Annotated in this window: 19 protein-coding genes; 13 read left to right on the top strand and 6 right to left on the bottom strand. The window is 62.8% G+C overall.

Features of this window, described 5'->3' with window-relative positions; translation table 11 throughout:
• From O7A60_RS21690 to O7A60_RS21665, 6 genes are all read left to right on the top strand, one after another.
• Positions 1 to 2,524 (top strand): Ig-like domain-containing protein (locus O7A60_RS21690; protein ID WP_337107939.1); only part of this gene is annotated, 2,524 nt, incomplete at its 5' end.
• 73 nt (positions 2,525 to 2,597) lie between these two features.
• Complete coding sequence (locus O7A60_RS21685) at positions 2,598 to 2,966, top strand: hypothetical protein (protein ID WP_337107938.1); 369 nt, start codon at positions 2,598 to 2,600, stop codon at positions 2,964 to 2,966.
• A 28-nt stretch (positions 2,967 to 2,994) separates the two neighbouring features.
• The gene (locus O7A60_RS21680) at positions 2,995 to 3,729 is read left to right on the top strand and encodes a lytic transglycosylase domain-containing protein (RefSeq protein ID WP_337107937.1); all 735 of its coding nucleotides are present in this window, start codon (positions 2,995 to 2,997) and stop codon (positions 3,727 to 3,729) included.
• Positions 3,730 to 3,921: 192 nt separating this feature from the next.
• A complete protein-coding gene (locus O7A60_RS21675; RefSeq protein ID WP_337107936.1) occupies positions 3,922 to 5,028 on the top strand; it encodes a penicillin-binding protein activator in 1,107 nt (368 codons plus the stop codon).
• Positions 5,029 to 5,074: 46 nt separating this feature from the next.
• Complete coding sequence (locus tag O7A60_RS21670) at positions 5,075 to 5,737, top strand: thermonuclease family protein (RefSeq protein ID WP_337107935.1); 663 nt, start codon at positions 5,075 to 5,077, stop codon at positions 5,735 to 5,737.
• Positions 5,738 to 5,875: 138 nt separating this feature from the next.
• A complete protein-coding gene (locus O7A60_RS21665) occupies positions 5,876 to 6,631 on the top strand; it encodes a GGDEF domain-containing protein (RefSeq protein WP_337107934.1) in 756 nt (251 codons plus the stop codon).
• A 144-nt stretch (positions 6,632 to 6,775) separates the two neighbouring features.
• Here O7A60_RS21665 and smc read toward each other — a convergent pair whose 3' ends face one another.
• The 3 genes from smc to O7A60_RS21650 form a co-directional block, all read right to left on the bottom strand.
• Positions 6,776 to 10,234 (bottom strand): chromosome segregation protein SMC, encoded by a 3,459-nt coding sequence (gene smc / locus O7A60_RS21660; protein ID WP_337107933.1) that lies wholly within the window; start codon positions 10,232 to 10,234, stop codon positions 6,776 to 6,778.
• A 123-nt stretch (positions 10,235 to 10,357) separates the two neighbouring features.
• Positions 10,358 to 11,101, bottom strand: coding sequence for a DsbA family protein (locus O7A60_RS21655; protein WP_337107932.1), 744 nt, complete (start codon positions 11,099 to 11,101; stop codon positions 10,358 to 10,360).
• Between the two features lie 165 nt (positions 11,102 to 11,266).
• The gene (locus tag O7A60_RS21650; protein WP_337107931.1) at positions 11,267 to 11,767 is read right to left on the bottom strand and encodes a DUF721 domain-containing protein; all 501 of its coding nucleotides are present in this window, start codon (positions 11,765 to 11,767) and stop codon (positions 11,267 to 11,269) included.
• A gap of 53 nt (positions 11,768 to 11,820) precedes the next feature.
• Here O7A60_RS21650 and mutY point away from each other — a divergent pair, with 53 nt between their 5' ends.
• On the top strand, positions 11,821 to 12,957 hold the full coding sequence (mutY, locus tag O7A60_RS21645; RefSeq protein WP_337107930.1) for an A/G-specific adenine glycosylase: 1,137 nt from the start codon (positions 11,821 to 11,823) through the stop codon (positions 12,955 to 12,957).
• Positions 12,950 to 13,561 (top strand): HAD family hydrolase, encoded by a 612-nt coding sequence (locus O7A60_RS21640; protein ID WP_027142380.1) that lies wholly within the window; start codon positions 12,950 to 12,952, stop codon positions 13,559 to 13,561. The genes mutY and O7A60_RS21640 overlap by 8 nt, the downstream gene beginning before the upstream one ends.
• Positions 13,562 to 13,626: 65 nt before the next feature.
• Here O7A60_RS21640 and O7A60_RS21635 read toward each other — a convergent pair whose 3' ends face one another.
• A complete protein-coding gene (locus O7A60_RS21635; protein WP_140507768.1) occupies positions 13,627 to 14,760 on the bottom strand; it encodes a site-specific DNA-methyltransferase in 1,134 nt (377 codons plus the stop codon).
• 177 nt (positions 14,761 to 14,937) lie between these two features.
• Here O7A60_RS21635 and O7A60_RS21630 point away from each other — a divergent pair, with 177 nt between their 5' ends.
• On the top strand, positions 14,938 to 15,627 hold the full coding sequence (locus O7A60_RS21630) for an HAD family hydrolase (RefSeq protein WP_337107929.1): 690 nt from the start codon (positions 14,938 to 14,940) through the stop codon (positions 15,625 to 15,627).
• A gap of 145 nt (positions 15,628 to 15,772) precedes the next feature.
• Here O7A60_RS21630 and O7A60_RS21625 read toward each other — a convergent pair whose 3' ends face one another.
• Positions 15,773 to 16,234 carry a cupin domain-containing protein gene (locus O7A60_RS21625; RefSeq protein ID WP_337107928.1) on the bottom strand — a complete coding sequence of 154 codons (462 nt, stop codon included), beginning with the start codon at positions 16,232 to 16,234 and terminating at the stop codon, positions 15,773 to 15,775.
• A gap of 109 nt (positions 16,235 to 16,343) precedes the next feature.
• On the opposite strand from O7A60_RS21625, the gene O7A60_RS21620 reads away from it, so the two are divergent.
• Positions 16,344 to 17,906 carry a winged helix-turn-helix domain-containing tetratricopeptide repeat protein gene (locus O7A60_RS21620; protein WP_337107927.1) on the top strand — a complete coding sequence of 521 codons (1,563 nt, stop codon included), beginning with the start codon at positions 16,344 to 16,346 and terminating at the stop codon, positions 17,904 to 17,906.
• A 97-nt stretch (positions 17,907 to 18,003) separates the two neighbouring features.
• Here the strand turns inward: O7A60_RS21620 and O7A60_RS21615 are convergent, their stop codons facing one another.
• The gene (locus O7A60_RS21615; protein ID WP_027142375.1) at positions 18,004 to 18,729 is read right to left on the bottom strand and encodes a hypothetical protein; all 726 of its coding nucleotides are present in this window, start codon (positions 18,727 to 18,729) and stop codon (positions 18,004 to 18,006) included.
• A gap of 130 nt (positions 18,730 to 18,859) precedes the next feature.
• Between O7A60_RS21615 and thrC the strand changes: the two genes are divergently transcribed.
• Genes thrC through O7A60_RS21600 form a run of 3 tightly spaced genes read left to right on the top strand, consistent with a single transcriptional unit; the run spans position 18,860 to position 22,170 of the window.
• Positions 18,860 to 20,254, top strand: coding sequence for a threonine synthase (thrC, locus tag O7A60_RS21610; protein WP_337107926.1), 1,395 nt, complete (start codon positions 18,860 to 18,862; stop codon positions 20,252 to 20,254).
• 14 nt (positions 20,255 to 20,268) lie between these two features.
• Positions 20,269 to 21,561 (top strand): M16 family metallopeptidase, encoded by a 1,293-nt coding sequence (locus tag O7A60_RS21605; RefSeq protein ID WP_140507776.1) that lies wholly within the window; start codon positions 20,269 to 20,271, stop codon positions 21,559 to 21,561.
• 12 nt (positions 21,562 to 21,573) lie between these two features.
• Complete coding sequence (locus O7A60_RS21600) at positions 21,574 to 22,170, top strand: GNAT family N-acetyltransferase (RefSeq protein ID WP_027142372.1); 597 nt, start codon at positions 21,574 to 21,576, stop codon at positions 22,168 to 22,170.
• The last annotated feature ends 2 nt before the right edge of the window (positions 22,171 to 22,172 follow it).

The following is a 22,172-nucleotide window of genomic DNA, read 5'->3' as shown; positions in this document are numbered from 1 at the left end:
GACCGACGCCGACAACAGCACCGCAACCACCACCTTCACTGTCGCCATCGACGATGACGTGCCGGTGGCGCAGAACTATACGGGAGCGACCTTCGCCGAGGGCACCGGCGCGCACGACATTGGCAATGCGGTGACGCTGCTGGGCATCGGCGCGGGCGCCGACGGCCTGCAGGGAACACTGCAGGGCCTGGCCTTCACCAATCAGGGCACGACGGGCGGAACATTGTCGATCGACGGCGCCGGCCACCTGATCTACAGCGCACCGGCCAGCGTGACGAGCGCCACGACGGTGACCGAGACCTTCAGCTACACGGTGAGCGACAAGGACGGCGACACCGTCACCAGGCAGGTGACGTTCGGGGTCTCCGACAGCGGCATCACGAATGTGGCGGCCTCGGCGAACCTCGTCGTGGACGAGGACAACCTTGCCACCGGCAACAACGACTCGGCCGCGGGCGACGATGCCCAGGTGCTGGGCGGCCATATCTCCTACACGCTGGGCGCCGATGCCTTGAGCTCGGTCGCGCTGTCGGTTGCCGGCACCGGATTGACCAAGCTCGACGGGACAGCGGTCTCGACCAGCTGGGATGCCGCCACCCATACGCTGACCGGCTATGGCAGCAGCACCGCGGACGTGGTGTTCACCATCACGCTGAGCAACATCACGGCAACCGGCGCCGACTATACGGCGGCCCTCAACCAGCCGGTCGCGCATCCGGTTCACGACGATCCCTCCACCGGCGCGGTGGAAACGGCCTTCGAGGACAATCTCGGCTTCACCGTCACAGCCACCGTGACCGACGCCGACAACAGCACCGCAACCACCACCTTCACTGTCGCCATCGACGATGACGTGCCGGTGGCGCTACCGGACACTGTTCTCGGCACCGTGACCGGCACGGTCCTGATCAATGTCATCGCGAACGATGCCTTCGGGGCGGATGGCGTTAATCTAACGACCAGCGTGAACGTTGCGACCGCTCCGACACACGGTACCCTGATTAATAACCACGACGGCACTTTCAGCTATACGCCGACTGCCGGATATAATGGCGGGGACTCCTTTACCTACACGATCATCGATCGTGACGGCGATGCATCCACCGCCGCAGTAACAATCCCGACGATCGTCACCAATAGCCCGCCAGTCGTTCTCGACTCGCACAACTGGATGTCTAGTGACCCGGCGCAGGAGACGGCGACCGGACATCCCGACGGCTATCCTCTGCTCGTGAATATCCCAACCGATCCGGACGGCAACAATATCACGGTCACTGCATCAAGCGTTCCCACCGGTGTTTATTATTTCGATGGAGCCTACCACGCGGTGACTGCGGGAATGACACTTTTCCAGACTGGTGGTATCAACCTGCTCGATGATCTGGTCTATCGGCCGACGGTGACCGCCAACGACATGGTGAACCTCAATCTCTCGCTCAATGTCTCGGATGGTTTCGTCACCGTGACGGAGAATGTGGGAATTCATGAAGTTGCGCCCAGCCGTCTGCCAACCGATACATCACAGATTGGCGATGGAAGCAGCCCTCTGACATCCGGCAACGACCAGACCCAAACTCTGATGCTATCGCAATCGACCATTAACGGCATCACCAATGATCCGCACGGCTCAACGCTTGTGATCTATACCGACTTCCAGAAGAGTCCGTTCGCTGTGCCTATTCCTGTCGACGAACGGAATCCTGGAGCATACAACGACGCCAACAGCGCTGGTACCCAACGCGAACAAGAAGTGCAGGTCGAGATCGTCATTGGGGGCAACCACTTTGTCGTCGTGGAAGCTGACACAACCGCAGCGAAATTCGAGCAGAGCTGGTTTTATGACGATCCCGCCACTGGGGGAACCGGCCTGATGAAGGCGACGGTAAACTACGATCAGATCCTGCTCAACGGCAACGGGATATCGCTTGCCGACTATCTAGTCGCCCATCCGCCAACAACTAACGATACCTGGACTTTGCTCTACACTGACAATGACGGTGGTTCATACCAGGCGCGCACCGTGCTGTTTAATTTCTTCACACATGATCCAGGTGATCCCGGCATTACGGTGACCGGTAACGCGACCTTGCCTGATCAAATCTATGGCACTTCCGGCCATGACTTTCTGAGTGGAGATGGCGGCAACGACATAATATATGGAGGCAGTGGAAACGACTTGATTGTCGGTGGAGCGGGGGCAGACAAGCTTACGGGCGGTGTCGGCGCCGACACCTTCAAGCTCGATCACCTCGAATTGAACATCAAGGACATCATCGCAGACTACAACAAGGGCGAGGGCGACCAGATCGACCTGACTGCGTTGTTCGACAAAGCCGACAATGTCGCCATCAACAACTACGTGCAATACAATAGCACAACGCATATCCTTAGCGTGGACACCAGCGGTTCGGGCAACGCGGCCAACTTCGTGGACGTGGCGCAACTGACGAACGCACCCGCAACCGGCACAATCAACATCCTCTATGACGACGCGACACACACGCAGCAGCATGTCACGATTTAGCACTTATGCGGACTCGTGCTCCCATGCTATGCATTAGCAAGATATAAATTGGGGAATGGAGAGAGGGGCTTACATGAAAATTCGTTCAAGACTGCTGGCTTCGGCCGCGGCGCTGCTGCTTACCGGGTCGGCCGGCTATGCCGCCGATATCATCGAAGGCCCGACGGCCGATTATTGCCGCACCGTTGGAACGTCCAATCTCGTGCTGACCGACAACACGGTCGACCTCACGAAGCAGGTCGTGAAACTGATGGACGAGTCGGTCGCCGTCGCCAACAGCCCGGAATGGATCCATTCATCCCGGCCCGTCTTCGTCTGGGCATCGGAAGCCAAGGTCGCCTGCGGCATGGCTTACGGCTACCTGAAGACCAACTACAAGGACGAAGACACGCTCAACAAGTGCGAGTGTTTTCACGACCGCATGGTCGAGTACATGAACTGACCGCAGCGAGAGCGCGCCGGCGGGTCCGATGATTGGCGATCGCGCATCGCTCGCCGTGATCGCCGGGGCGATTGCGCTGACCGGTTGGCTGATGCCGGCGGCGCCAGCCAGGGAATTCGAGCCGTCTTCCGTCGACCAGGCAACATTAGCCATCGCAACGCGGCGGACGCATTGCAGCGCCGCATCCAAGTGGTCGCGCGAGACCTACAAGGCGTTCGCGACCTGTCAGGCATCGATCTACGGTCTTCAACCGGCACTGGCGCATGCCGTGATCGAGATCGAAAGCGGCTTCGATCCTGACGCACGCGGGGGTGCTGGAGAAATCGGACTGATGCAAGTCATGCCGGCGACCGCGCGCATGCTCGGCTTTCGCGGTTCGCTCGAGAATCTCAGCGCGCCCGCGACCAATATCGCGTTTGGCGTCGAGTATCTGGCGCTCGCGAACAAGCTCGCCGGCGGCGATCTGTGCACGACCGTGATGAAATATCGCGCTGGCCACAACGAGACCCGGTTCTCGGCACTTTCCGTTCGCTATTGCGAGCGTGCGAGAGCCATACTGGCAAGGGATGGCCTGGAGGTAGCCGGGCCGTTGCCTGTGGCGACATTCGGGTTTTCCGCCCTTTCGCAGGATAGCATGCCGACAGGGGCAAAGCGCGTCTGTGTGCGCAGGTTTTTCGTGCCCGGCCCACGCTACATGTGTCGACTATCGAACCGTGGAGCAGGCCAGACGCATCAAAGCGCTCAGGGCCGAGCTGTTCCGTGACTGAGCACTTCGGTCGAATGGAGCCGCCATGATATCGTGCGGACGAGACCGGGAAAGACATGTCGTCGCCATGCGCGGCAGACAGGGTGGGAGCAGAAAATGGAATTTGATCGGCCGGTCCACGGCCCGCGGACATGGGTGGTCGCTTCCATGCTGGCTATGTCGTTGCTCGGCTGCCAATCGAAAGGCGCGGTGTCCGACGCGCTCGATCCCGCCGCCATCCAGGCCCCCAATCAGCCGGCGGCCGTTGCAGTCGCCAATGCAAGCCTGACAACGCAGTCTCTCGGCACCGGCCCCACACAAGTCGCGATGCTGCTGCCCCTCTCCGCCTCCGGATCCGCAGGCGAAAACGGCAGAAAGATGCTGGACGCCGCCAAGCTCGCGATGACTGATCTCGGCAACCCGCTGCTGACACTTACCATCGAGGACACAAGGGGAGACGCGACCTACTCCCAGCAACTGGCGGTTAAAGCCATTACTTCGGGAGCGAAAGTGGTCATCGGTCCGACCGAACTGGCGGCGGCGCAGCATGTCGCCAAACTGTCGGGCTCAAACCGGCCGGTGGTTCTGGCTCTTGCGGACAATTTTGCCGGTGGCCCGGGCGTCTATGCGGTATGCCTCAGCGAGGCGGACAGCGCGGCCGCGGGAGCTGGCGCGATCGCGGCCAAGGGCGGCAAGAAGTTCGTTCTGCTGGTGCCGGCGGGTGCGAGTGCCGATATCGTCGAGAAGCGGGTCGCGAACAGCCTCAGCGTGTATGGAGCCGCCCTTGCCATTACCATACCCTATACGAGCGCCGACAGCGCGGCAAAGGCGGTGACGGACATGGGCTCGCTGGTGGACGTTCCCGATGCCGTGATCGTTGCCAGCGGCGACAGCAATCCGTCGCCAATCCTGATCGCCCTGAAGGCAAAGGGCATTCCTGGAAAATCGACCTCCGTGATTGGCACGAACCGCTGGCTGGAGCACCCGACCAGTCCACTTTTCGAAGGCGCCTATATCGCGACGCTCGACCAACACGAAACAGGTCCGATCTCGGATCGTTTCAAGGCAACCTTCAACTACCAGGCCGACGTCAATGTCGCTTATGCCTATGACATGGTTGCCCTGACCGCGGGGATCGCGAGCGCTGCCGGATCTAACGCTTTCAACAGGCAGGTTTTCGAGAACCGGAGTGGATTTCGCGGATCGACCGGCTTGTTCAGGTTCCGCGCGGATGGATCCAGCGAACGCTCGATGCCGTTTTACCGGATTGAAAAAGGTGCGCTCAAACCGGTTGCCAAATCGACGTCCAGCTTCTAGCGAATTGGGCGCGGGCCGCCTGATGGGACAAGCCGGACGCCTTCGCATGATGATCGCGGTCGCAAGCCTCGAGCTTCTCGTCGGTATCCTGCTGCTGATCAGGGCGGCGACCCTGTTCCCTGTCGAACGGACCGTCACCAACCCGGCCCCGGATGTCGGCGATGAAGTCGCGCAGCACCCGGTTCGATCGATCGTCAATTCAGCCCGCAAGATTGCCCAGGATCTCATCGCACCGCCCCAGATCGAGGTGCCCGACATGGAGCGGGTGGAACCTCGCTTGCCCCTTGGCGACCTCGGCCTCGCCTCACAACCCAAGCCATCGATGCCCAAGGATTGGCTGGAAACACCTCTGTATCGTCCGGTGGCCACGTCGTCGACCGGTTTCGAGTCCATGGGGCGGAAATTGTTCATCAGCGGAACCCAAAGCGTTGAGACCGACAGGGTCTGCCTGTTTCACGAGAGTGCCTGGCCTTGCGGGCAGCGGGCGCGCGCGGCTTTCAACAACTGGATGCGCGGGCGGGCGCTTAACTGTTTCGTGCCTCCGACGGTCGACCGCTTCCCTGTCGCGGTGACATGCAGGCTGGGCAAACAGGATGTCGGCGCCTGGCTGGTATCGAATGGCTGGGCGCTGGCCTTGCCGGGCGGCATCTATGGCAAGGCCGAAGCAACAGCGAGGACGGCGGAGATGGGAATCTTCGGCCCCCCGTAGGCGGCAGCAACCGGATTCGCCACAAAGGGCCGCATCGTCTGTTCAGAAAGCTGGCGATACGTCTCAAATTGTATTGTTCTTCGAGACCGAAATCGTAACTTGCCGGTCTTATGCTTGGCGTTCGAACGGAGATCGACGATGAGCAACGCAGCAGCTGATGTCCCGGCCCATCACGAATGGAAGAATGTCGCCTGGTTGGCTTTCCTTGGGACCATCGGCAGCCTGTGCGTCTCCCTGATCTTGAACTATCTGCTGTTGTTCAGCGAGACGCTGACCCCTTTCGGGCGCGGCATGATCACCGCAACGCTTTTGCCTTTGGTGATCTGCCTGCCGCTTTTTGTGTTCATAGGCCTGAAACTGGCCGAGATCCGTCGCTATAGGCGGGAACTCAACAGGGCCGCTACCTTCGATACGCTGACCGGTTGCCTGAACGGCAAGGTTTTCACGTCGCTGATCGAGAGACGGGCGATCAAGTCTTCCCCACCTGGCGAGCGATCGGGCGCCTTCCTAGTCGTTCATCCTGAACATCTGAACGCCATCAATCTGCGCTTCGGCCTGAGCTGGGGCGACGAAGCCTTGCGCCTGATAGCCTCGACCATCCGGTCTTGCGTGCGCTCGCAAGACGTCGTCGGCCGCATAGGCGCGTCCATGTTCGGCGTCTTCCTTCCCGGAACGAGCGAGGCCGAAGCCAGGACGGTTGGCGAGCGAATCCGCGCCAGTGTCTCGCAGGTCTATTTTGCCCCTCAGGGCGCCGAGGAGATCCTGGCCGTCACCGTCGGAGGCGTGATTTTCGAGCAGGACCTGGACTTCGAGGACATGTTCCGGCCGGCCGAAGAGAGCCTGTCGGGCAAAGGCGGTTTTGCACTGTCGCGCATTCAACCCGCTTCAGCCTGACGCCCTACAAGACTTGTTCGGTTTTGCCGCGACTTTTGCGATAATCGGGAAAGTCGATGCCAGGATGCGTGGGTTACCGCCCGCGATCCCTCGCTACGATCCTTGGCTGAGGGCGAACGCGCAGATCCCGCGGCGCTGTCGGCGTCAGCTCGCCTCGCGCATCGCTTCGGCGGCCTGCAAGTCGACGGAGACCAACTGGCTGACGCCCTGCTCGGCCATGGTCACGCCGAACAGCCGGTCCATGCGGGCCATGGTGATGGGATTGTGGGTGATGATGACGAAACGTGTTTCGGTGGTCTTGGCCATCTCGTCCATGAGATTGCAAAAGCGCTCGACATTGTGATCGTCGAGCGGCGCATCGACTTCGTCGAGCACGCAGATCGGCGCCGGATTGGTCAGGAACACGGCAAAGATCAGCGACATCGCCGTCAGCGCCTGCTCGCCGCCCGACAGCAGCGTCATGGTCTGCGGCTTCTTGCCGGGCGGACGGGCCAGGATTTCAAGTCCCGCCTCCAGCGGATCCTCGGATTCGATCAGTTGCAATTCCGCAGTGCCGCCACCGAACAGGTGCGAGAACAACCGCTGGAAATGGCTGTTCACCACATCGAAGGCGGCTAGCAGCCGCTCGCGGCCTTCACGGTTGAGGCTCTGGATCGCTTGCCTCAGCTTGCGGATCGCTTCGATGATGTCCTCGCGCTCGGACACGATCGTCTCCAGGCGATCGGAAAGCTCCTTCTGCTCTTCCTCGGCGCGCAAATTGACGGCGCCGAGCCGTTCGCGCTCGATCTTCAACCGATCCAACTGACGTTCGATCTCGGGCATCTCGGGCATCGGGTCGCCGGCTTCCAGGCCGGTGTGGCGGATGACCAGATGCGGCGGCGTGTTCAGCGTTTCCTGGATGCGCGCCTCGACCTCCAGCCGGCGTTCGTCCGCCGCCGTCAGCCGTTCCTCGGCGCGGGCGCGGGTTTCGCGCGCTTCGGCCAGCGACTGGATGGCTGATGTGGCCGCCTTGTCCAGTTCGGCCTGCCTGTTCTCCGCTTCCTGCAACCGGTCGGCGGCCGCCTTGCGCAAGGTCTCGGCCTCGGTCAGTTGCGACAGCAGCGCACGGCGCTTGGCGTCGATCTCGTCGGGCGCATCGGCCAGCCGTTCGGCCTCGGCCTCGGCCTCGGCCTTGCGTTCGCCGAGCGAGGCGATCTGTGTCGAAGCGTTTTCGGCACGCACCAGCCAGTTGCTGCGCTCGGCGCCGATGGCGTCCAGCCGTCGCGTGCGAGCCTCGGCTTCGCGCCGCAACCCCTCATGGACGGCACGCGCGTCGGCAAGCGTGGCGCGGTCGCGAGAGACATTGGCCGAGGACTGTTCGAGCTGCAATTGCAGGTCGCCGAGATCCGGCGCGTCCTGCAGCAGCATCTCGGCCTCGACGAAAGCCGCCGATGTTTCCTCGTGGCTGTCGACGATGCGGGCGCGCGCTTCGTCCAGCGCGGCGCGCCGGCTCGACAGTTCACCGCCGGCCTTTTCGGCCTCGGCCAGCGCATTGCGGGCGGCGTCCAGCCGGTGCTGGGCTTCGCGTCCGGCCTGGCGTGTGGTTCGCTCCGCTTCGCTTGCCTGGCGCAGCGCCTGCTCGGCCTGTGCCAGCGTCTCCTCGGCCTGGCGCAGGACGAGCGTCGCCTGCACCGCTTCGGCATCGAGTTCGGCAAGCCGGTTCTTCTGCGCCAGCCTTTGTGCCGCGGCGGTCGGTGCATCGGCGCTGGCGGTCAGACCGTCCCAGCGCCACAACGCGCCCTCGCGGCTGACCAGGCGCTGGCCGGGAGCCAGAAGCCCCTGCAACCGGCGCCCGTCAGCGGCCTCGACGATGCCGATCTGCGCCAGGCGGCGGGCAAGTTGTGCCGGCGCGCGAACCACGCTGGCAAGGCTCTTGATCCCTTCCGGAAGCGCGGCGTCGCCGGGCTGGATTTCGCTTTCGCCCCAATGCGCCGGTGCGCTACGGTCGAGCGGCACGTCCAGGTCTTCGCCCAAGGCCGCGCCCAGGGCCGTCTCGAAGCCGCGCTCGACGCTGATCTGCTCCAGCACGGAAGGGAAGAGATCGCCGCTGGCCGCGTTCAGTATCTTGGCCAGCGTACGCGCTTCGGTCTCGATCCCGGCCAGTTCCGCCCTGGCGTCCTGAAGCGGGGGCCGAGCGGCACTTTCGGCGCCACGAGCGTCGATGACCGACTGCTCGGCCTGCGCCACCGAGGCCTCGGACTCTTCCAGCCATGCCATCGCCTGTTCGACCAGGATCCGTTTCTCGGCCGGATCGGGCAGGCCGGCCACCTTGGCGAGGATGTCCGATAACTCCCGATCGACATCGGCGAGCTGACGGGCGAAGCGATCGCGCCGCTCGGCGGTTTCGCGCAAAGTCCGTTCGATCTGATGGCGCGAGGCGGCGGCCTCGGCGCGCTCGGCGGTCAGCGCGGCGAGCTTGGCTTCGCTTTGCGCAAGCGTCGAGGCGGCTTGTTCGAATGCCGCGCGGGTAGTGGCCTCTCGCTCCGCGGCGCCGGCGTTTTCGGAGTTCAGCGCGGCCTCTTCCGCGCGCAGGCGCTCGAGTACGTCGGCATTGTCGCGCACCATCCGCTCTTCGCGGGCGATGTCGCCGTCGAGTTGCTGCAACCGGCGCTCGAGTTCGGCCTGACGGGTGCGGATGCGGCCGGCTTCTTCCTCGATCTGCGACCTGGCGATCGACAGCCGCTGGAAGGCCGCGGCAGCCGCGGCTTCCGCGTCGCGCAGGTCGGGCAAGCGATGGGCGGAGATGGCCTGCTCCTTGGCCGCGTTCATCTGCGTGGCGGCGCGGTCGCCGACGAGCGCCGTGGCCGTCGCCAGTGCCGAACGCGCCTCGCCTTCCTGCGTCTTGGCCAACATCCAGCGCAGATGCAAGAGCGTTGCTTCGGCCTTGCGAATGTCGGCCGACAGGTTCTTGAAGCGGGAAGCCTGGCGCGCCTGGCGCTTCAGGCTTTCGATCTGGCTTTCCAGTTCGCCGACGACATCGTCCAGGCGTTCGAGATTCTGCTCGGCCGCCTTAAGCCGCAGTTCCGCCTCGTGGCGGCGGGTGTGCAGGCCGGAAATGCCGGCCGCCTCTTCGAGCAGCGCGCGGCGCGCCTGCGGCTTGGCCTGGATCAGTTCGCCGATACGGCCCTGCCCGACCATCGAGGGCGAGCGCGCGCCGGTCGACTGGTCGGCGAACAGAAGTTGCACGTCCTTGGCGCGCGCTTCCTTGCCGTTGATACGGTAGAGCGAGCCGGCCTCGCGCTCGATACGGCGCGACACCTGCAGTTCGTCGGCATCGTTGAAGGCTGATGGAGCCGAGCGGTCGCTGTTGTCGAGGAACAGCGTGACTTCGGCGGTGTTGCGGGCGGGGCGCGTGCCCGAGCCGGAAAAGATCACGTCGTCCATGCCGGACGCGCGCATGTTCTTGTAGGAGCTTTCGCCCATCACCCAGCGCAGCGCCTCGACGAGGTTCGACTTGCCGCACCCGTTCGGCCCGACAATGCCGGTCAGGCCGCGTTCGATGACGAACTCGCCGGGTTCGACGAAGGACTTGAAACCAAGGAGGCGGAGGCGCGAAAACTTCATTCACGCGCCTCATACACCGGTTCCGCAAAACTATACCGAGGTTTTGCGACAGCGCGCATAGCGCGCGAACAGATAGAGAGGCAGGCAGCGCCGGAGCGCCACCGCTTCGGCGCTGAGCTGATGTCAGAGCAGAGGGTCGATGATGGCCGACATTTCCTCAATCGACATCGCCCCTTTGTAGGTCTTACCGTTGATGAAGAAGGTCGGTGTCGAGTCGACCTTGAATTCATTGGCGCCACGCTTCTGGACCGATCTCACATCGTCCAGAAGTTTCTGGTCCGTCAAGCAGGCCTCGAAGGACTCCTGTGTAAAACCGGCAAGCTTGGAGATTTGCAGCAGCGCATCCTTTGTGTTGGACACGCCGACCCAGTTCGCCTGCTGCCTGAACAGGACATCGACCATCGGGAAATAGTTGTCCTTGGCGCAGCGCGCCAGCATGAAACCGGCTTCGGCGCTCGGATCGAACGGGAATTCGCGCAGGATGTAACGGGCCTTGCCGGTATCGATGTACTTGGTCTTCAAATCCGGAAAGGTGGTCTCGGCGAAATGCGCGCAGTGCGGGCAGGTCATCGAGGCATATTCGACGATGGTGACCTTGGCGTCATCCTTGCCGAGCTGCTTGTCGGGCAGCGCACCCGGCTTCATCAGTTCGGTCATGTCGACGGTGCCCTGCGCTTCCGGCACCTGGACCGCGGCGGGCGTGGCCGGCTTTGCGGACGCCGCAGGGTCCGCGGGCTTCACATCCGCAGCCTTGGCCTGTTCGCCGGAATCGCTGCAGGCGGCGAGCAGGGCCACCGCCGGGATGGCGGCCAGCGAAGTCAGGACGTTTCTGCGAGAGAAGCTTTGGCCAAACGGGGTACGGCTCATACGAATCACCTGATAAGGGTTTGGATTTTGCAATGCAATGGCACGAAAAAGCGAGAGTTGGCGCGAATTAAGGCATCCCTGTCCCCAATCCAATCGCGAAACCTGACGAGGGTGATCACGAATGCGAGAGATTAACGACAAACCTATGACCGTTGCCAGTCATAACTAGGCTTTCCTTGCGCCCAGAATGGTCGCACCCAGCCGTTCCAGCGAGGCGCGCAGCCCGTCATCCTCGATCAAGCCGACAGTATTGGCCAATTTCGCCTTTTCCGCCGCGCTCAGTGGCCTGAGGGCAGGTTTGGGCCGGGCTCTTCCCGAGCTTACCGGCTTCTGCACGATCCTGATCCGGCCTATCGCCCTGAAACCCAGGAAGGCGTTCACCCGGTTGATGATCTCGCCGGTCTCATGCTGCAGATGAAGCGCGGCCATGCCTTCGCAGGCGATGACCAGCACGGCCGGCTCGAACGGATCGTCTTCGTGCAGGCGGCGGGGCCACTGGATCTTTTCGGGCCGCGAGTGGATGGCCAGGCGCGGCCCGGCAATCTCTTCCCAGGATTGGACAAGACCGATCGATATGCCTGCCCGCTTGCGCAGCACCGGGTCGAGGATCTCGGTGGCGAGGTCGCTCACCGGAACGGGATTGCCGAAGGGCCTTTTCCCTGCCATGTGCGTTCTCCAGCCACGACCCAGCAGATACCGGCCAGGCCAACGCAAGATCAATGGCACCAGCAGACCAGACCCGCAAGGCCCTGACCAGCAAGGCCATCTCAGACGATACAGCGTCACGCCTGCTCGCCTGGTACGACGCGCATCATCGCGAATTGCCGTGGCGCGTGACGCCGCGCGAGCATGCACGCGGTGTGCGGCCCGACCCCTACCGCATCTGGCTGTCCGAAGTGATGCTGCAGCAGACCACCGTCGAAGCGGTGAAATCCTATTTCCGCGCCTTTGTCGAGAAATGGCCCGACGTCGAAGCGCTGGCAGCGGCGCCGACCGAGGATGTGATGAAAGCCTGGGCGGGGCTCGGCTATTACTCCCGCGCCCGCAATCTCAAGGCCTGTGCCGATCTGGTGGCGGCACGCGGCCGGTTTCCAGATACCGAGACCGAACTTCGAGAATTGCCGGGGATCGGCGCCTATACGTCGGCGGCCATCACGGCAATCGCCTTCGACCGTCCCGCGGCCGTTGTCGACGGCAATGTCGAACGCGTCATCTCAAGGCTGTTTTCGATCACGACGCCGCTGAGCGAAGCCAAGACCGAGATACGAGCCCATGTCGAGCGCATGGTGCCGGCGACAAGGCCCGGCGACTTCGCCCAGGCGATGATGGATCTCGGCGCGACGATCTGCACGCCGCGCCGGCCGCGCTGCATGCTGTGCCCGCTGCGCGAGGACTGCAGCGCCGTCATTGCAGGCGACCCCGAGAATTTCCCGGTGCGGCTGCCAAAAGCCGACAAACCGCTGCGGCGCGGCGCGGCTTTCGTGGCCACACGTGAGGACGGCGCCATTCTTTTGCGCAAGCGGCCGGAAAAGGGCCTGCTTGGCGGCATGACGGAAGTGCCTACCACCGCCTGGACGGCGCGGGCGGACGGAGCCACCACGCAAGCGGCGGCGCCCTTTCCCGGCAACTGGCTGCGCGCCGGAAAAATCACGCATATCTTCACCCATTTCGCGCTCGAACTCGAAGTCTTTCGCGCTCACATCAAAGGTGATGCACCGGCAGGGTATTTCTGGTCGCCGGCCCATGACATTTCAGGCGAGGCGCTGCCCACTGTCATGAAAAAGGCAATCGAGGCTGCGATACCCGGCGCGACGAAAAAGCCGTCGCCATTGAGTGCAAAGAGGCCCCATGACTGAAATCCGCCACATCGTTTTCGACATCGGCCGCGTGCTGATCCATTACGATCCGAACATTCCGTTCAGCCGCCTCATTCCCGATGCCGAAGAGCGAAAGTGGTTCTTCGACAATGTCTGCACGCATGACTGGAACATCGAACAGGATCGCGGCCGGACGTGGGAAGAGGCCGAAGCGCTGCTGATCGCGGAGCATCCCGAGCACGCCGAAAACATCCGCAATTTCCGCCGCCACTGGCACGAGATGGTTCCGCATGCCTATGACGACAGCGTCGCCATCATGCTCGGCCTGATCGACAGCGGCCACGATGTGACGATGCTGACCAACTTTGCCTCCGACACGCTGGCAGAAGCGCGCGAACGCTTCGATTTCCTCGATCGTCCGCGCGGCGTCACCATTTCCGGCGAGATCGGCAAGATAAAGCCGGACCGCGGCATTTACGACCACCACGTGGCCGCGTTCGGCCTCGAACCGTCGGCGACACTGTTCATCGACGACAGCCAGAAAAATGTCGACGGCGCCAAGGCCGCCGGCTGGCAAGCGGTGCTGTTCACCGATGCCAGTACGCTTCAGGCAGATCTTGAACGCTTTGGAATCAAGGCGTGATCTCTATCGCTTGCGGCGATCCGTTGAGAGTTTGAATCAACGAATATGATGCAAGCGGCAGGGGGTCAGCCCCCTGCCCGTTCCATGCCGAGGCGGGCGATGCGACGCAGTTCGTCGATCGGGGTCAATCCGCCGCTGCGCTCATAATGCCAGAAGGTCCAGCCGTTGCAGGCGTCCAGCCCCTGCACCTCGGCGCCGATCTTGTGGATCGAGCCGGCGCTGTCGCCGATCGCCACCGTGCCATCGGCGCGAACCTTGGCGGCCCAGCGCTTCTTGGCGTCGTAGAGCGTGGCGCCCGGCGTCACCAGCCCAGTGTCGATCAGGCTGACGAAGGCGACGCGCGGCTCGGCGCGTTTGCCGGTAAGCACGGTAAGATCCGCCTCGTCGAATGGCCGCACGGCATCGATGCGTTCATTGGCGGCGTCGATATAGGCCTGCTCGCGCTCGATGCCGACGAAGTGGCGGCCGAGGCGCTTGGCCACGGCACCCGTCGTACCGGAGCCGAAGAACGGGTCGAGCACGACGTCACCCGGCTTGGTCGACGCCATCATGATACGGGCAAGCAGCGCCTCGGGCTTCTGCGTCGGATGCAGCTTGTCGCCATTGTCGTTCTTCAGGCGCTCGCCACCGGTGCAGATCGGGAACAGCCAGTCGGAACGCATCTGGATATCGTCGTTCGACGCCTTCAGCGCTTCGTAGTTGAAGGTATAGCCTTTGCCCTTCTGATCGCGGGAGGCCCAGATCATCGTCTCATGCGCGTTCTGGAAGCGGCGGCCGCGGAAATTCGGCATCGGGTTGGTCTTGCGCCAGACCACGTCATTGAGGATCCAAAAGCCGAGATCCTGCATCTTGGCGCCGACCCGGAAGATGTTGTGGTAGGAGCCGATGACCCAGATCGTGCCGTTGGGCTTCAGCACGCGGCGCGCCGCCAGCAGCCAGGCGCGGGTGAAGGCGTCATAGGCCTCAAAACTCTCGAACTGGTCCCAGTCATCGTCGACCGCGTCGACCTTGGACTGGTCGGGACGGTGCAGATCGCCGTCCAGCTGCAGATTGTAGGGCGGATCGGCAAAGATGACGTCGATCGACTTTTCCGGCAGGCGGTCAAGGGCCGCGACGCAATCGCCTTTCAGGATGGTGTCCAGCCACTCGGACTGCTGGGGAGCGTGGGAGAGCTCGTCGAGAAGACGCACGGCTGACATTTTTACACCCAAGGCACGCGTTACTGTTTACTCCCCGTTATGGTTACCGATCAGCGTAAATATTCGGTGAAGGCGCGCGGATGGCCACCAGATTTGCGAACGTCCGGCCGTTGGTGTATGCCGCGCCGCTTGGGCCCTGAGTGGCCATCCCCTCCATCCTCCATCGTCCGGATCACCATGCCCCAGCCAGATCTTGTCATCTTCGATTGCGACGGCGTGCTCGTCGATTCCGAAATCATCGCCGCGCGGGTCGAGGCCGAATTGATCACCCTGGCCGGATATGAAATCTCGGCGGAGGAGATTGCCGAAACCTATGCCGGCCTGACCTTCAAGGACATCCTGATCCGGATCGAGGAGAAGTCCAAAATCCCGTTTCAGGTGTCGCTGATCGATCGCGCCGAGGAACTGGTCGACCGCAAACTGCGCAGCGACGTGCGTGCCATCAAGGGTGTGCGCGAAGCGGTCGCCTCGGTCACGGCGCAGCGCTGCATCTGCTCCAATTCACGTTCGGAGCGGATCGAGTTCATGCTGGAGAAGGTGCATCTGCTGCCATTCTTCGCCGGGCGCATCTTCTCGGCGATGGAAACGCCGACCGGAAAGACCAAGCCGGCTCCGGACGTGTTCCTGCATGCCGCCGAAAAGCTCGCCGCCAACCCGGCGAACACCTTCGTCATCGAGGATTCCGTGCACGGCGTCACCGGCGCCAAGGCCGCCGGCATGCGCGTGATCGGTTTTACGGGCGCCAGCCACAGCTATCCCGGCCATGCCGATGCCCTGACGGAGGCCGGTGCCGAAACGGTGATCCGCCGCGGGGCGGAGTTGAAAAGCGTGATCGCGGCGCTGTCGGAATGGTCGGAAGACGCTTAGGGCGGCTCGCCGGAAACTCTGCTCGCGAAGATTTACCAGCGCATCCGCTTAGCCGGTGTCGTTCCCGAAGCGTGTCCGGCGGCTCGCGGTAGAAAGGTCCGAACTCAGAAAAACCCGGAGTGGCCATCGAAGTTTGGTGACGAGCCTACGCGCGCGTCGTCAGAGTCGAGAGTTGGTCAGTGTCATAGCGATTTCGCAGATCGGCGAGCGCTTTTGGATCCGGCGCCCCCCGCGCCGCGAGGCTGGCGAGCTCTTCGAAATAATGCTCATGGCCAGGCGGAGAAACGGTCATCAGCACGCGAGCCGGTTTCTCGCTGACATTGGTGATGTTGTGCGGCACCCCCGGCGGGATGAACAGAAAGGTTCCAGGCGTCGCGCGGATCGTCTCGTCGCCGAAATGCCATTCACACTCGCCGTCGAGCAGATAGAAGGTCTCCTCCTGCACCCGGTGCACATGCCGCCCGGTGGCGAACTGCGGCGGGATCGTCCAATCGAACATGCTGGTGTGCCTGGTATTCTCGCCGGTTACGAGGAAAGCCATGGGATGACCACGCAGCATGACGCCCTTCTTCTCATCGGGCCTGCGGATGAAGGCATTGGCGCTCATATGACCCTCCTTTGGCTGGGCGCATGCTTCTAACAAGCATTTGTGCAACATCGGCCGTTCGTAGCGGAAAGTCGTGAATCTGTTCCCAAAAATTTGCTAAAAGACTCCGATGACCGTGAGGGGCGACCTCTACCAGTTCGGCCCGTTCCGCCTCGATCCGGAGGTGGGCATTCTCTTTTGTTGGGGTGAGCCGACCATACTTGGGCAACGCGCCGTCGCGCTGCTGCGCCTGCTGATCCAGAATGCGGGCGTTCCGGTATCCAAGGACGCGCTGATCGAGGCCGGCTGGGGCGGATTGGCGGTTGCCGATAACAATTTGACGGTTCAGATCGCAGCCTTGCGCCGCGTCCTGGCCGACACAGCGAATGTCGAGAGCTGGATCGAAACATTGCCGCGCCGCGGCTATCGCTATGTCGGACCGGCTGTCGCCAGGGATGTTCCTGATGCCTCGGCAGCCGTCCGCGCGGCGTCGTCGCCGACCTTGCCTGAGAAGCCTTCCATCGCGGTCCTGCCGTTCTCCAACTTGAGCGGCGATCCGCAGCAGGAGTACTTTGCCGATGGAATGGTGGACGACATCATCACAGGCCTGGCACGCATCAAGTGGTTGTTCGTCATCGCCCGAAACTCGACCTTCACCTACAAGGGTCGCGTCGTGGACGTGAAGCAGGTCGGTCGCGAGCTCGGTGTTCGCTATGTCCTCGAAGGCAGTGTGCGCAAGGCCGGCGGCAATGTGCGTGTTACCGGGCAGATGATCGATGCATCGACCGGTGCGCATGTATGGGCCGAGCGCTACGAGCGCAGCTCCGAAGACATCTTTGCGCTTCAAGACGAGATCGCGCTGTCGGCGGTGGGCGCAATTGCGCCCAGCGTGCGGAAAGCCGAAATCGAACGTGTCAGGCGGAAGCGGCCTGACAGTCTCGATGCCTACGATCTCGTGCTGCAAGCCCAGCCCGACGTCGATTCAGGCATGCCGAGGCAGGTGACCAGAGCGCTGCTGCTTCTTGACCGTGCTATCGCGCTCGAACCGACTTATGCGCTGGCACATGGCAATGCCGCGATGTGCCACCATTGCCTGTTTCTTCGCGCCGGGCTGCAGGAGATCCACCGTGCGTCTTCGATCCGGCACGCCCGGTCTGCCATTGTCCATGGCCAGGACGATGCGCTCGCGCTGACTTGGGCCGGCTTTTCCATCGGAATGGATGCGCACGATCGCGCCGCTGCATTCGCTGCATTGGAAGCCGCCCTCGCCATCAGCCCGTCATCGGCACTGACCTACATTCTTGGCAGCGTCATCCTCGGATGGAGCGGCGAAGCTGAGCGCGCGATAGAATGGAGCGAGCAGGGTATGCGGCTTAGTCCGTTCGATTCGTGGATTTGGGCGGCATTTGACGCTCAAGCAATGAGCCATTTGCTTCGCGGTCGTTACGAAGAAGCTTGCCGTGCGGCCTACAAGTCCGTTCAAGCCAACCCGGCGCACAGTATCACTTATGTGCAACTGGCCGCCGCGCTGGCCAGCCTGGACCGGTTGGATGAAGCGAAGGTGGCCGCCACTCGCGTGCTCGAGCTTCAGCCTGGCTTTCGCTACAGCCGCCAGTTCGCAGGCGTGAACTGCGCGCCGGCACTCGCGGAGGCTCTCGGAAGCGCACTACGGCGCGCAGGACTGCCCGAGTAACTCGACGGACTGCGTGGGGTTGGCCAGCGACGCGGCCGTTGTCCCCTGCATGTGACGATGCGCCTCGGCAAACTTGCCGCGAGCGCCTGGGCTTCGTTCAGTTCGTTGCCGTGGCTTTCTTCCTCTTGCGCTTCGGCTTGTCGGTCGTTGCCTTGGGCGCGGTTTCATCATAACCGGCATAGGCCTGATAGTCTGGCGCCGTCGGCGCCGGTACGACGACATTGGAATCGGTGAAGACAAACTGGGTGGCGACCGAGGGATCGGTCACCTGAACCTGATACTGGTGGATCTGCGAATAAAGTACGTCGGTGCCATGCATGACCGCCGTGCGGATTGGCATGGTGATGGTGCCCGGCGTGAACTTCGGTCCGGGTACGATCTTGCCGGCGACCGCGATTTTCATCGTCAGTTGCCCATCGGCACGGCTGCAATCGCGGGTCACGTCGCTGATCGACGCCTGATAAATGATCCTCGCCGAATCGTCGGGCGGCGTAGCAGCGGCGGCGTCGGCCGCAGCCTGGGCCGCGGCATCCGCAGCCGCGTCGCCGGTCTTCTTGAGCTTCGGCTTGGGCTTCTGGACCTCGTTGACATAGGTATTGAAGAACGCCGTGCCATCGCGCACCGTCACCCTCGGGCAATAGGCGTTCAGCTGGCTGGCCAGCACCTTGGGATCCTGTGGCGGCGGAGGCGCCGTCGGGTCCTTCTTGCCGAAGCCGAGGTTCAGGATGCCATTGTCGCCTGATTGGCAGCCGGCGGCGGCAAGCATAAAGCCCGTGAGCGCAAGACCCGCCAAAAAGCGACTACTTGATATACGAAACGCCATGAAACTGCACTTCCCTCTCGCAAAGCTGGTGACGTATATCAACCGCGCGGCAAAAATGCGACTAGAGCCGGTGCAGAAATTAACCACCTTGTGGTGAACGAAAAAACCAGGCGGCAAACGGATCTGTGACATGCATTATGTGAGTACCCGCGGGGAAGCGCCCGCGCTTGGATTTTCCGATGCCATCCTGGCTGGGCTGGCGCGCGATGGCGGGCTCTATGTGCCGCGCGAATGGCCGCGCTTCTCGGCAGCCGACATCCGCGCCATGCGCGGCCTTGCCTATCCCGACCTCGCCATCCGCGTGTTGACGCCATTTCTGGGCGGCGAGATCGCCGCGCCTGTCTTCGAGCGCCTCGTCCGCGAAGCGTATGCCACCTTCCGCCATGAGGCTGTCTGCCCGTTGGTGCAGACCGGCGCCAACACTTTTGTCCTCGAACTCTTTCATGGGCCGACACTGGCGTTCAAGGACGTGGCGATGCAGTTGCTTGCCCGGTTGATGGACCATGTGCTTGCCGAACGCGGCCACCATGCGACCATCGTCGGCGCCACGTCGGGCGATACCGGCGGCGCGGCCATCGATGCCTTTGCGGGGCGCAGCCGCACCGACATCTTCATCCTTTTTCCGCATGGCCGCGTCTCGCCGGTGCAGCAGCGGCAGATGACAACGTCGACGGCTGAAAATGTCCATGCGCTGGCGATCGAGGGCAATTTCGACGATTGTCAGGGCCTGCTGAAGGATATGTTCAACGATCACGGCTTCCGCGACCGGGTGTCGCTGTCGGGGGTCAATTCGATCAACTGGGCGCGCATCATGGCCCAGATCGTCTATTATTTCTCCTCGGCGCTGTCGCTCGGCGCGCCGGACAGGCCGGTGTCGTTCACGGTGCCGACCGGCAATTTCGGCGATATCTTCGCCGGCTACGCCGCCAAGAAGATGGGCCTGCCGATCGACCGGCTGGTCATCGCCACCAACGACAACGACATATTGGCACGCACCTTCGCGACCGGCGAATACCGCACCAAGGGGGTCTTTGCGACCACCTCGCCATCGATGGACATCCAGGTGTCATCGAATTTCGAACGCCTGCTGTTCGAGGCGTCGAACCGCGACGCGGCGACCGTTCGACGTTACATGGCAGGCCTCAAACAATCGGGCGCCTTCACCATCGACGCCGCGGAAATCGCCGGGATGCGGTCCGAATTCGATGCCGGCCGCGCTGACATGGACGAGGTCGCCGCCACCATTCGCTCGACGCTGGCAAACAGCAACTACCTGCTCGATCCGCATACGGCGGCAGCCATGCACGTGGCGGCGGGCAAGACTGGCGCGGTGCCGATGGTGGTGCTGGGCACCGCCCATCCGGCGAAATTCCCGGCCGCCGTCGAGGCCGCCAGCGGGGTCTCGCCCGCCCTGCCCGCATGGCTAGGGGGATTGATGACATTTGAGGAAAAATACACGGTACTTCCATCCGACCTCAAAATGGTGGAAGATTACGTCAGCCGCCGCGCGCGGGCGGCGCGTTAAGGAGTACGAGCCATATGGGTGTTGAGGTAAGCCGTCTGTCGAACGGCCTGACAGTCGCCACCGAAACCCTTCCAAGTATCGAATCGGTTGCCTTGGGTGCCTGGGTCAAGTCGGGTGCCCGCAATGAACGCGAAGAAGAGCATGGCATGGCCCATCTGCTCGAGCACATGGCGTTCAAGGGGACGAAGCGGCGGAGCGCCTTCGAGATCGCCTCGGAAATCGAGGACGTCGGCGGCGAGATCAATGCCGCCACCAGCGTCGAGACCACATCCTACTACGCCAGGGTGCTCTCCGACGATGTGCCGCTGGCCGTCGACATCCTGTCCGACATCCTGCAGGAGTCCGAATTCGACCCGCAGGAACTCGAGCGCGAGCAGCATGTCATCCTGCAGGAGATCGGCGCCGCGCACGACACGCCAGACGACATCGTCTTTGACCGTTTCACCGAGACGGCCTTCCGCCACCAGACCATTGGCCGCTCGATCCTGGGCACGCCCGAAACCGTAAAATCCTTCACTTCCAAGCAGTTGCACGATTTCATCGAACGCCAGTATGGCGCCGAGCGGATGGTGATCGTGGCCGCGGGCGACATCAAGCACGACAAGTTCGTGCGCGAGGTCGAAAACCGGCTCGGCGGTTTCCGCAGCAAAGCCGACAGCACCATTCCGCAATATGCGCAATATGTGGGCGGGGATTTCCGCGAGGACCGCGACCTGATGGACGCGCAGATCGTGCTGGGCTTCGAGGGCCGCGCCTACCATGTGCGCGATTTCTACGCATCGCAGGTATTGTCGATGATTCTCGGCGGCGGCATGTCATCGCGTCTGTTCCAGGAAGTTCGCGAGAAACGCGGTCTCTGCTACTCGGTCTATGCCTTTCACTGGGGCTTTTCCGACACGGGCATATTCGGCGTCCATGCCGCCACGGGGCAAAGCGACATCGCCAAACTGGTGCCCGTCATCGTCGACGAGTTGCAGAAGGTCGGCGACAGCATCCTGCAGGAAGAGCTCGACCGTGCACGCGCCCAGTATCGCGCCGGGCTGATCATGTCCGCCGAAAGCCCTGCCAGCCGCGCCTCGCAGATCGCGCGGCAACTGCTCCTTTTCGGCAGGCCGATCGCAAAGGAAGAGCTGATGGAGCGGCTGGCGGCGCTGACGGTCGAGCGCCTGACCGATCTGTCGTCGCGGATGTTCTCGACCAAGCCGACGCTTACAGCTGTCGGGCCCGTGGGTACGCTGGCGCCATACGAGGCGATCCTTGATTCGCTTCCGGGCACGCAGACCACGGCCCGCAGGCTCGCCGTCTAAGTCCCCAGCGCCGTGTTCGCGCTCCCTTTCTTTCGCCGTGACCTGCCGGCACTGAAGGGCAACCTGGTCACGCTGCGCGTGCCGTTCACCAACGACTACCGCGAGTGGTCGACGGTGCGCGGCGAAAGCCGGGCGTTCCTGGAGCCGTGGGAGCCGCGCTGGACCCCGGACGAACTCGATCGCACGGCATGGCGCCTGCGCATCAGCCGCTATCGCGAGGACTATGCGCAGGGAACCGCGATCGCCTTCTTCATCTTCGAGAAGTCGAGCGGCAAGCTCGCGGGCGGCATCACGCTCGGCAACATACGCCACGGCGTCTCGCAAAGTGGCCATGTCGGCTACTGGATCGGCGAGCGCTTCGGCGGCCGCGGCCTGATGACCGACGCGGTCAAGGTGGTGGCCCGCTTCGCCTTCGATACGCTGAGGTTGCACCGGATCGAAGCCGCCTGTATTCCCGACAATATCAGGTCGATCCGCGTGCTTGAAAAAGCCGGATTCCGGCGCGAAGGACTTCTGCGATCCTATCTCAGGATCAACGGCCTCTGGCAGGACCACTACCTCTACGCCCGGATCGCCGACGATCCGCCGGGCGCTGGAACGAAGGACTGATT

Source organism: Mesorhizobium salmacidum (SeqCode) (assembly GCF_037179605.1).
GTDB lineage: Bacteria > Pseudomonadota > Alphaproteobacteria > Rhizobiales > Rhizobiaceae > Mesorhizobium > Mesorhizobium salmacidum.
The sequence above is the reverse complement of the archived record's forward strand: the minus strand, read 5'-3'. Positions and strand labels throughout refer to the sequence as shown.

Bases quoted from the DNA above. Each gene is read 5' to 3' on its own strand.
- O7A60_RS21630 (WP_337107929.1), top strand. From the start codon at position 14,938: ATGCCCCAGCCAGATCTTGTCATCTTCGATTGCGACGGCGTGCTCGTC.
- O7A60_RS21680 (WP_337107937.1), top strand. From the start codon at position 2,995: ATGATTGGCGATCGCGCATCGCTCGCCGTGATCGCCGGGGCGATTGCG.
- mutY (WP_337107930.1), top strand. From the start codon at position 11,821: ATGGCACCAGCAGACCAGACCCGCAAGGCCCTGACCAGCAAGGCCATC.
- O7A60_RS21635 (WP_140507768.1), bottom strand. From the start codon at position 14,760: ATGTCAGCCGTGCGTCTTCTCGACGAGCTCTCCCACGCTCCCCAGCAG.
- O7A60_RS21620 (WP_337107927.1), top strand. From the start codon at position 16,344: ATGACCGTGAGGGGCGACCTCTACCAGTTCGGCCCGTTCCGCCTCGAT.
- O7A60_RS21605 (WP_140507776.1), top strand. From the start codon at position 20,269: ATGGGTGTTGAGGTAAGCCGTCTGTCGAACGGCCTGACAGTCGCCACC.
- O7A60_RS21655 (WP_337107932.1), bottom strand. From the start codon at position 11,101: ATGAGCCGTACCCCGTTTGGCCAAAGCTTCTCTCGCAGAAACGTCCTG.
- thrC (WP_337107926.1), top strand. From the start codon at position 18,860: ATGCATTATGTGAGTACCCGCGGGGAAGCGCCCGCGCTTGGATTTTCC.
- smc (WP_337107933.1), bottom strand. From the start codon at position 10,234: ATGAAGTTTTCGCGCCTCCGCCTCCTTGGTTTCAAGTCCTTCGTCGAA.
- O7A60_RS21615 (WP_027142375.1), bottom strand. From the start codon at position 18,729: ATGGCGTTTCGTATATCAAGTAGTCGCTTTTTGGCGGGTCTTGCGCTC.
- O7A60_RS21625 (WP_337107928.1), bottom strand. From the start codon at position 16,234: ATGAGCGCCAATGCCTTCATCCGCAGGCCCGATGAGAAGAAGGGCGTC.
- O7A60_RS21640 (WP_027142380.1), top strand. From the start codon at position 12,950: ATGACTGAAATCCGCCACATCGTTTTCGACATCGGCCGCGTGCTGATC.
- O7A60_RS21685 (WP_337107938.1), top strand. From the start codon at position 2,598: ATGAAAATTCGTTCAAGACTGCTGGCTTCGGCCGCGGCGCTGCTGCTT.
- O7A60_RS21650 (WP_337107931.1), bottom strand. From the start codon at position 11,767: ATGGCAGGGAAAAGGCCCTTCGGCAATCCCGTTCCGGTGAGCGACCTC.
- O7A60_RS21665 (WP_337107934.1), top strand. From the start codon at position 5,876: ATGAGCAACGCAGCAGCTGATGTCCCGGCCCATCACGAATGGAAGAAT.
- O7A60_RS21670 (WP_337107935.1), top strand. From the start codon at position 5,075: ATGATGATCGCGGTCGCAAGCCTCGAGCTTCTCGTCGGTATCCTGCTG.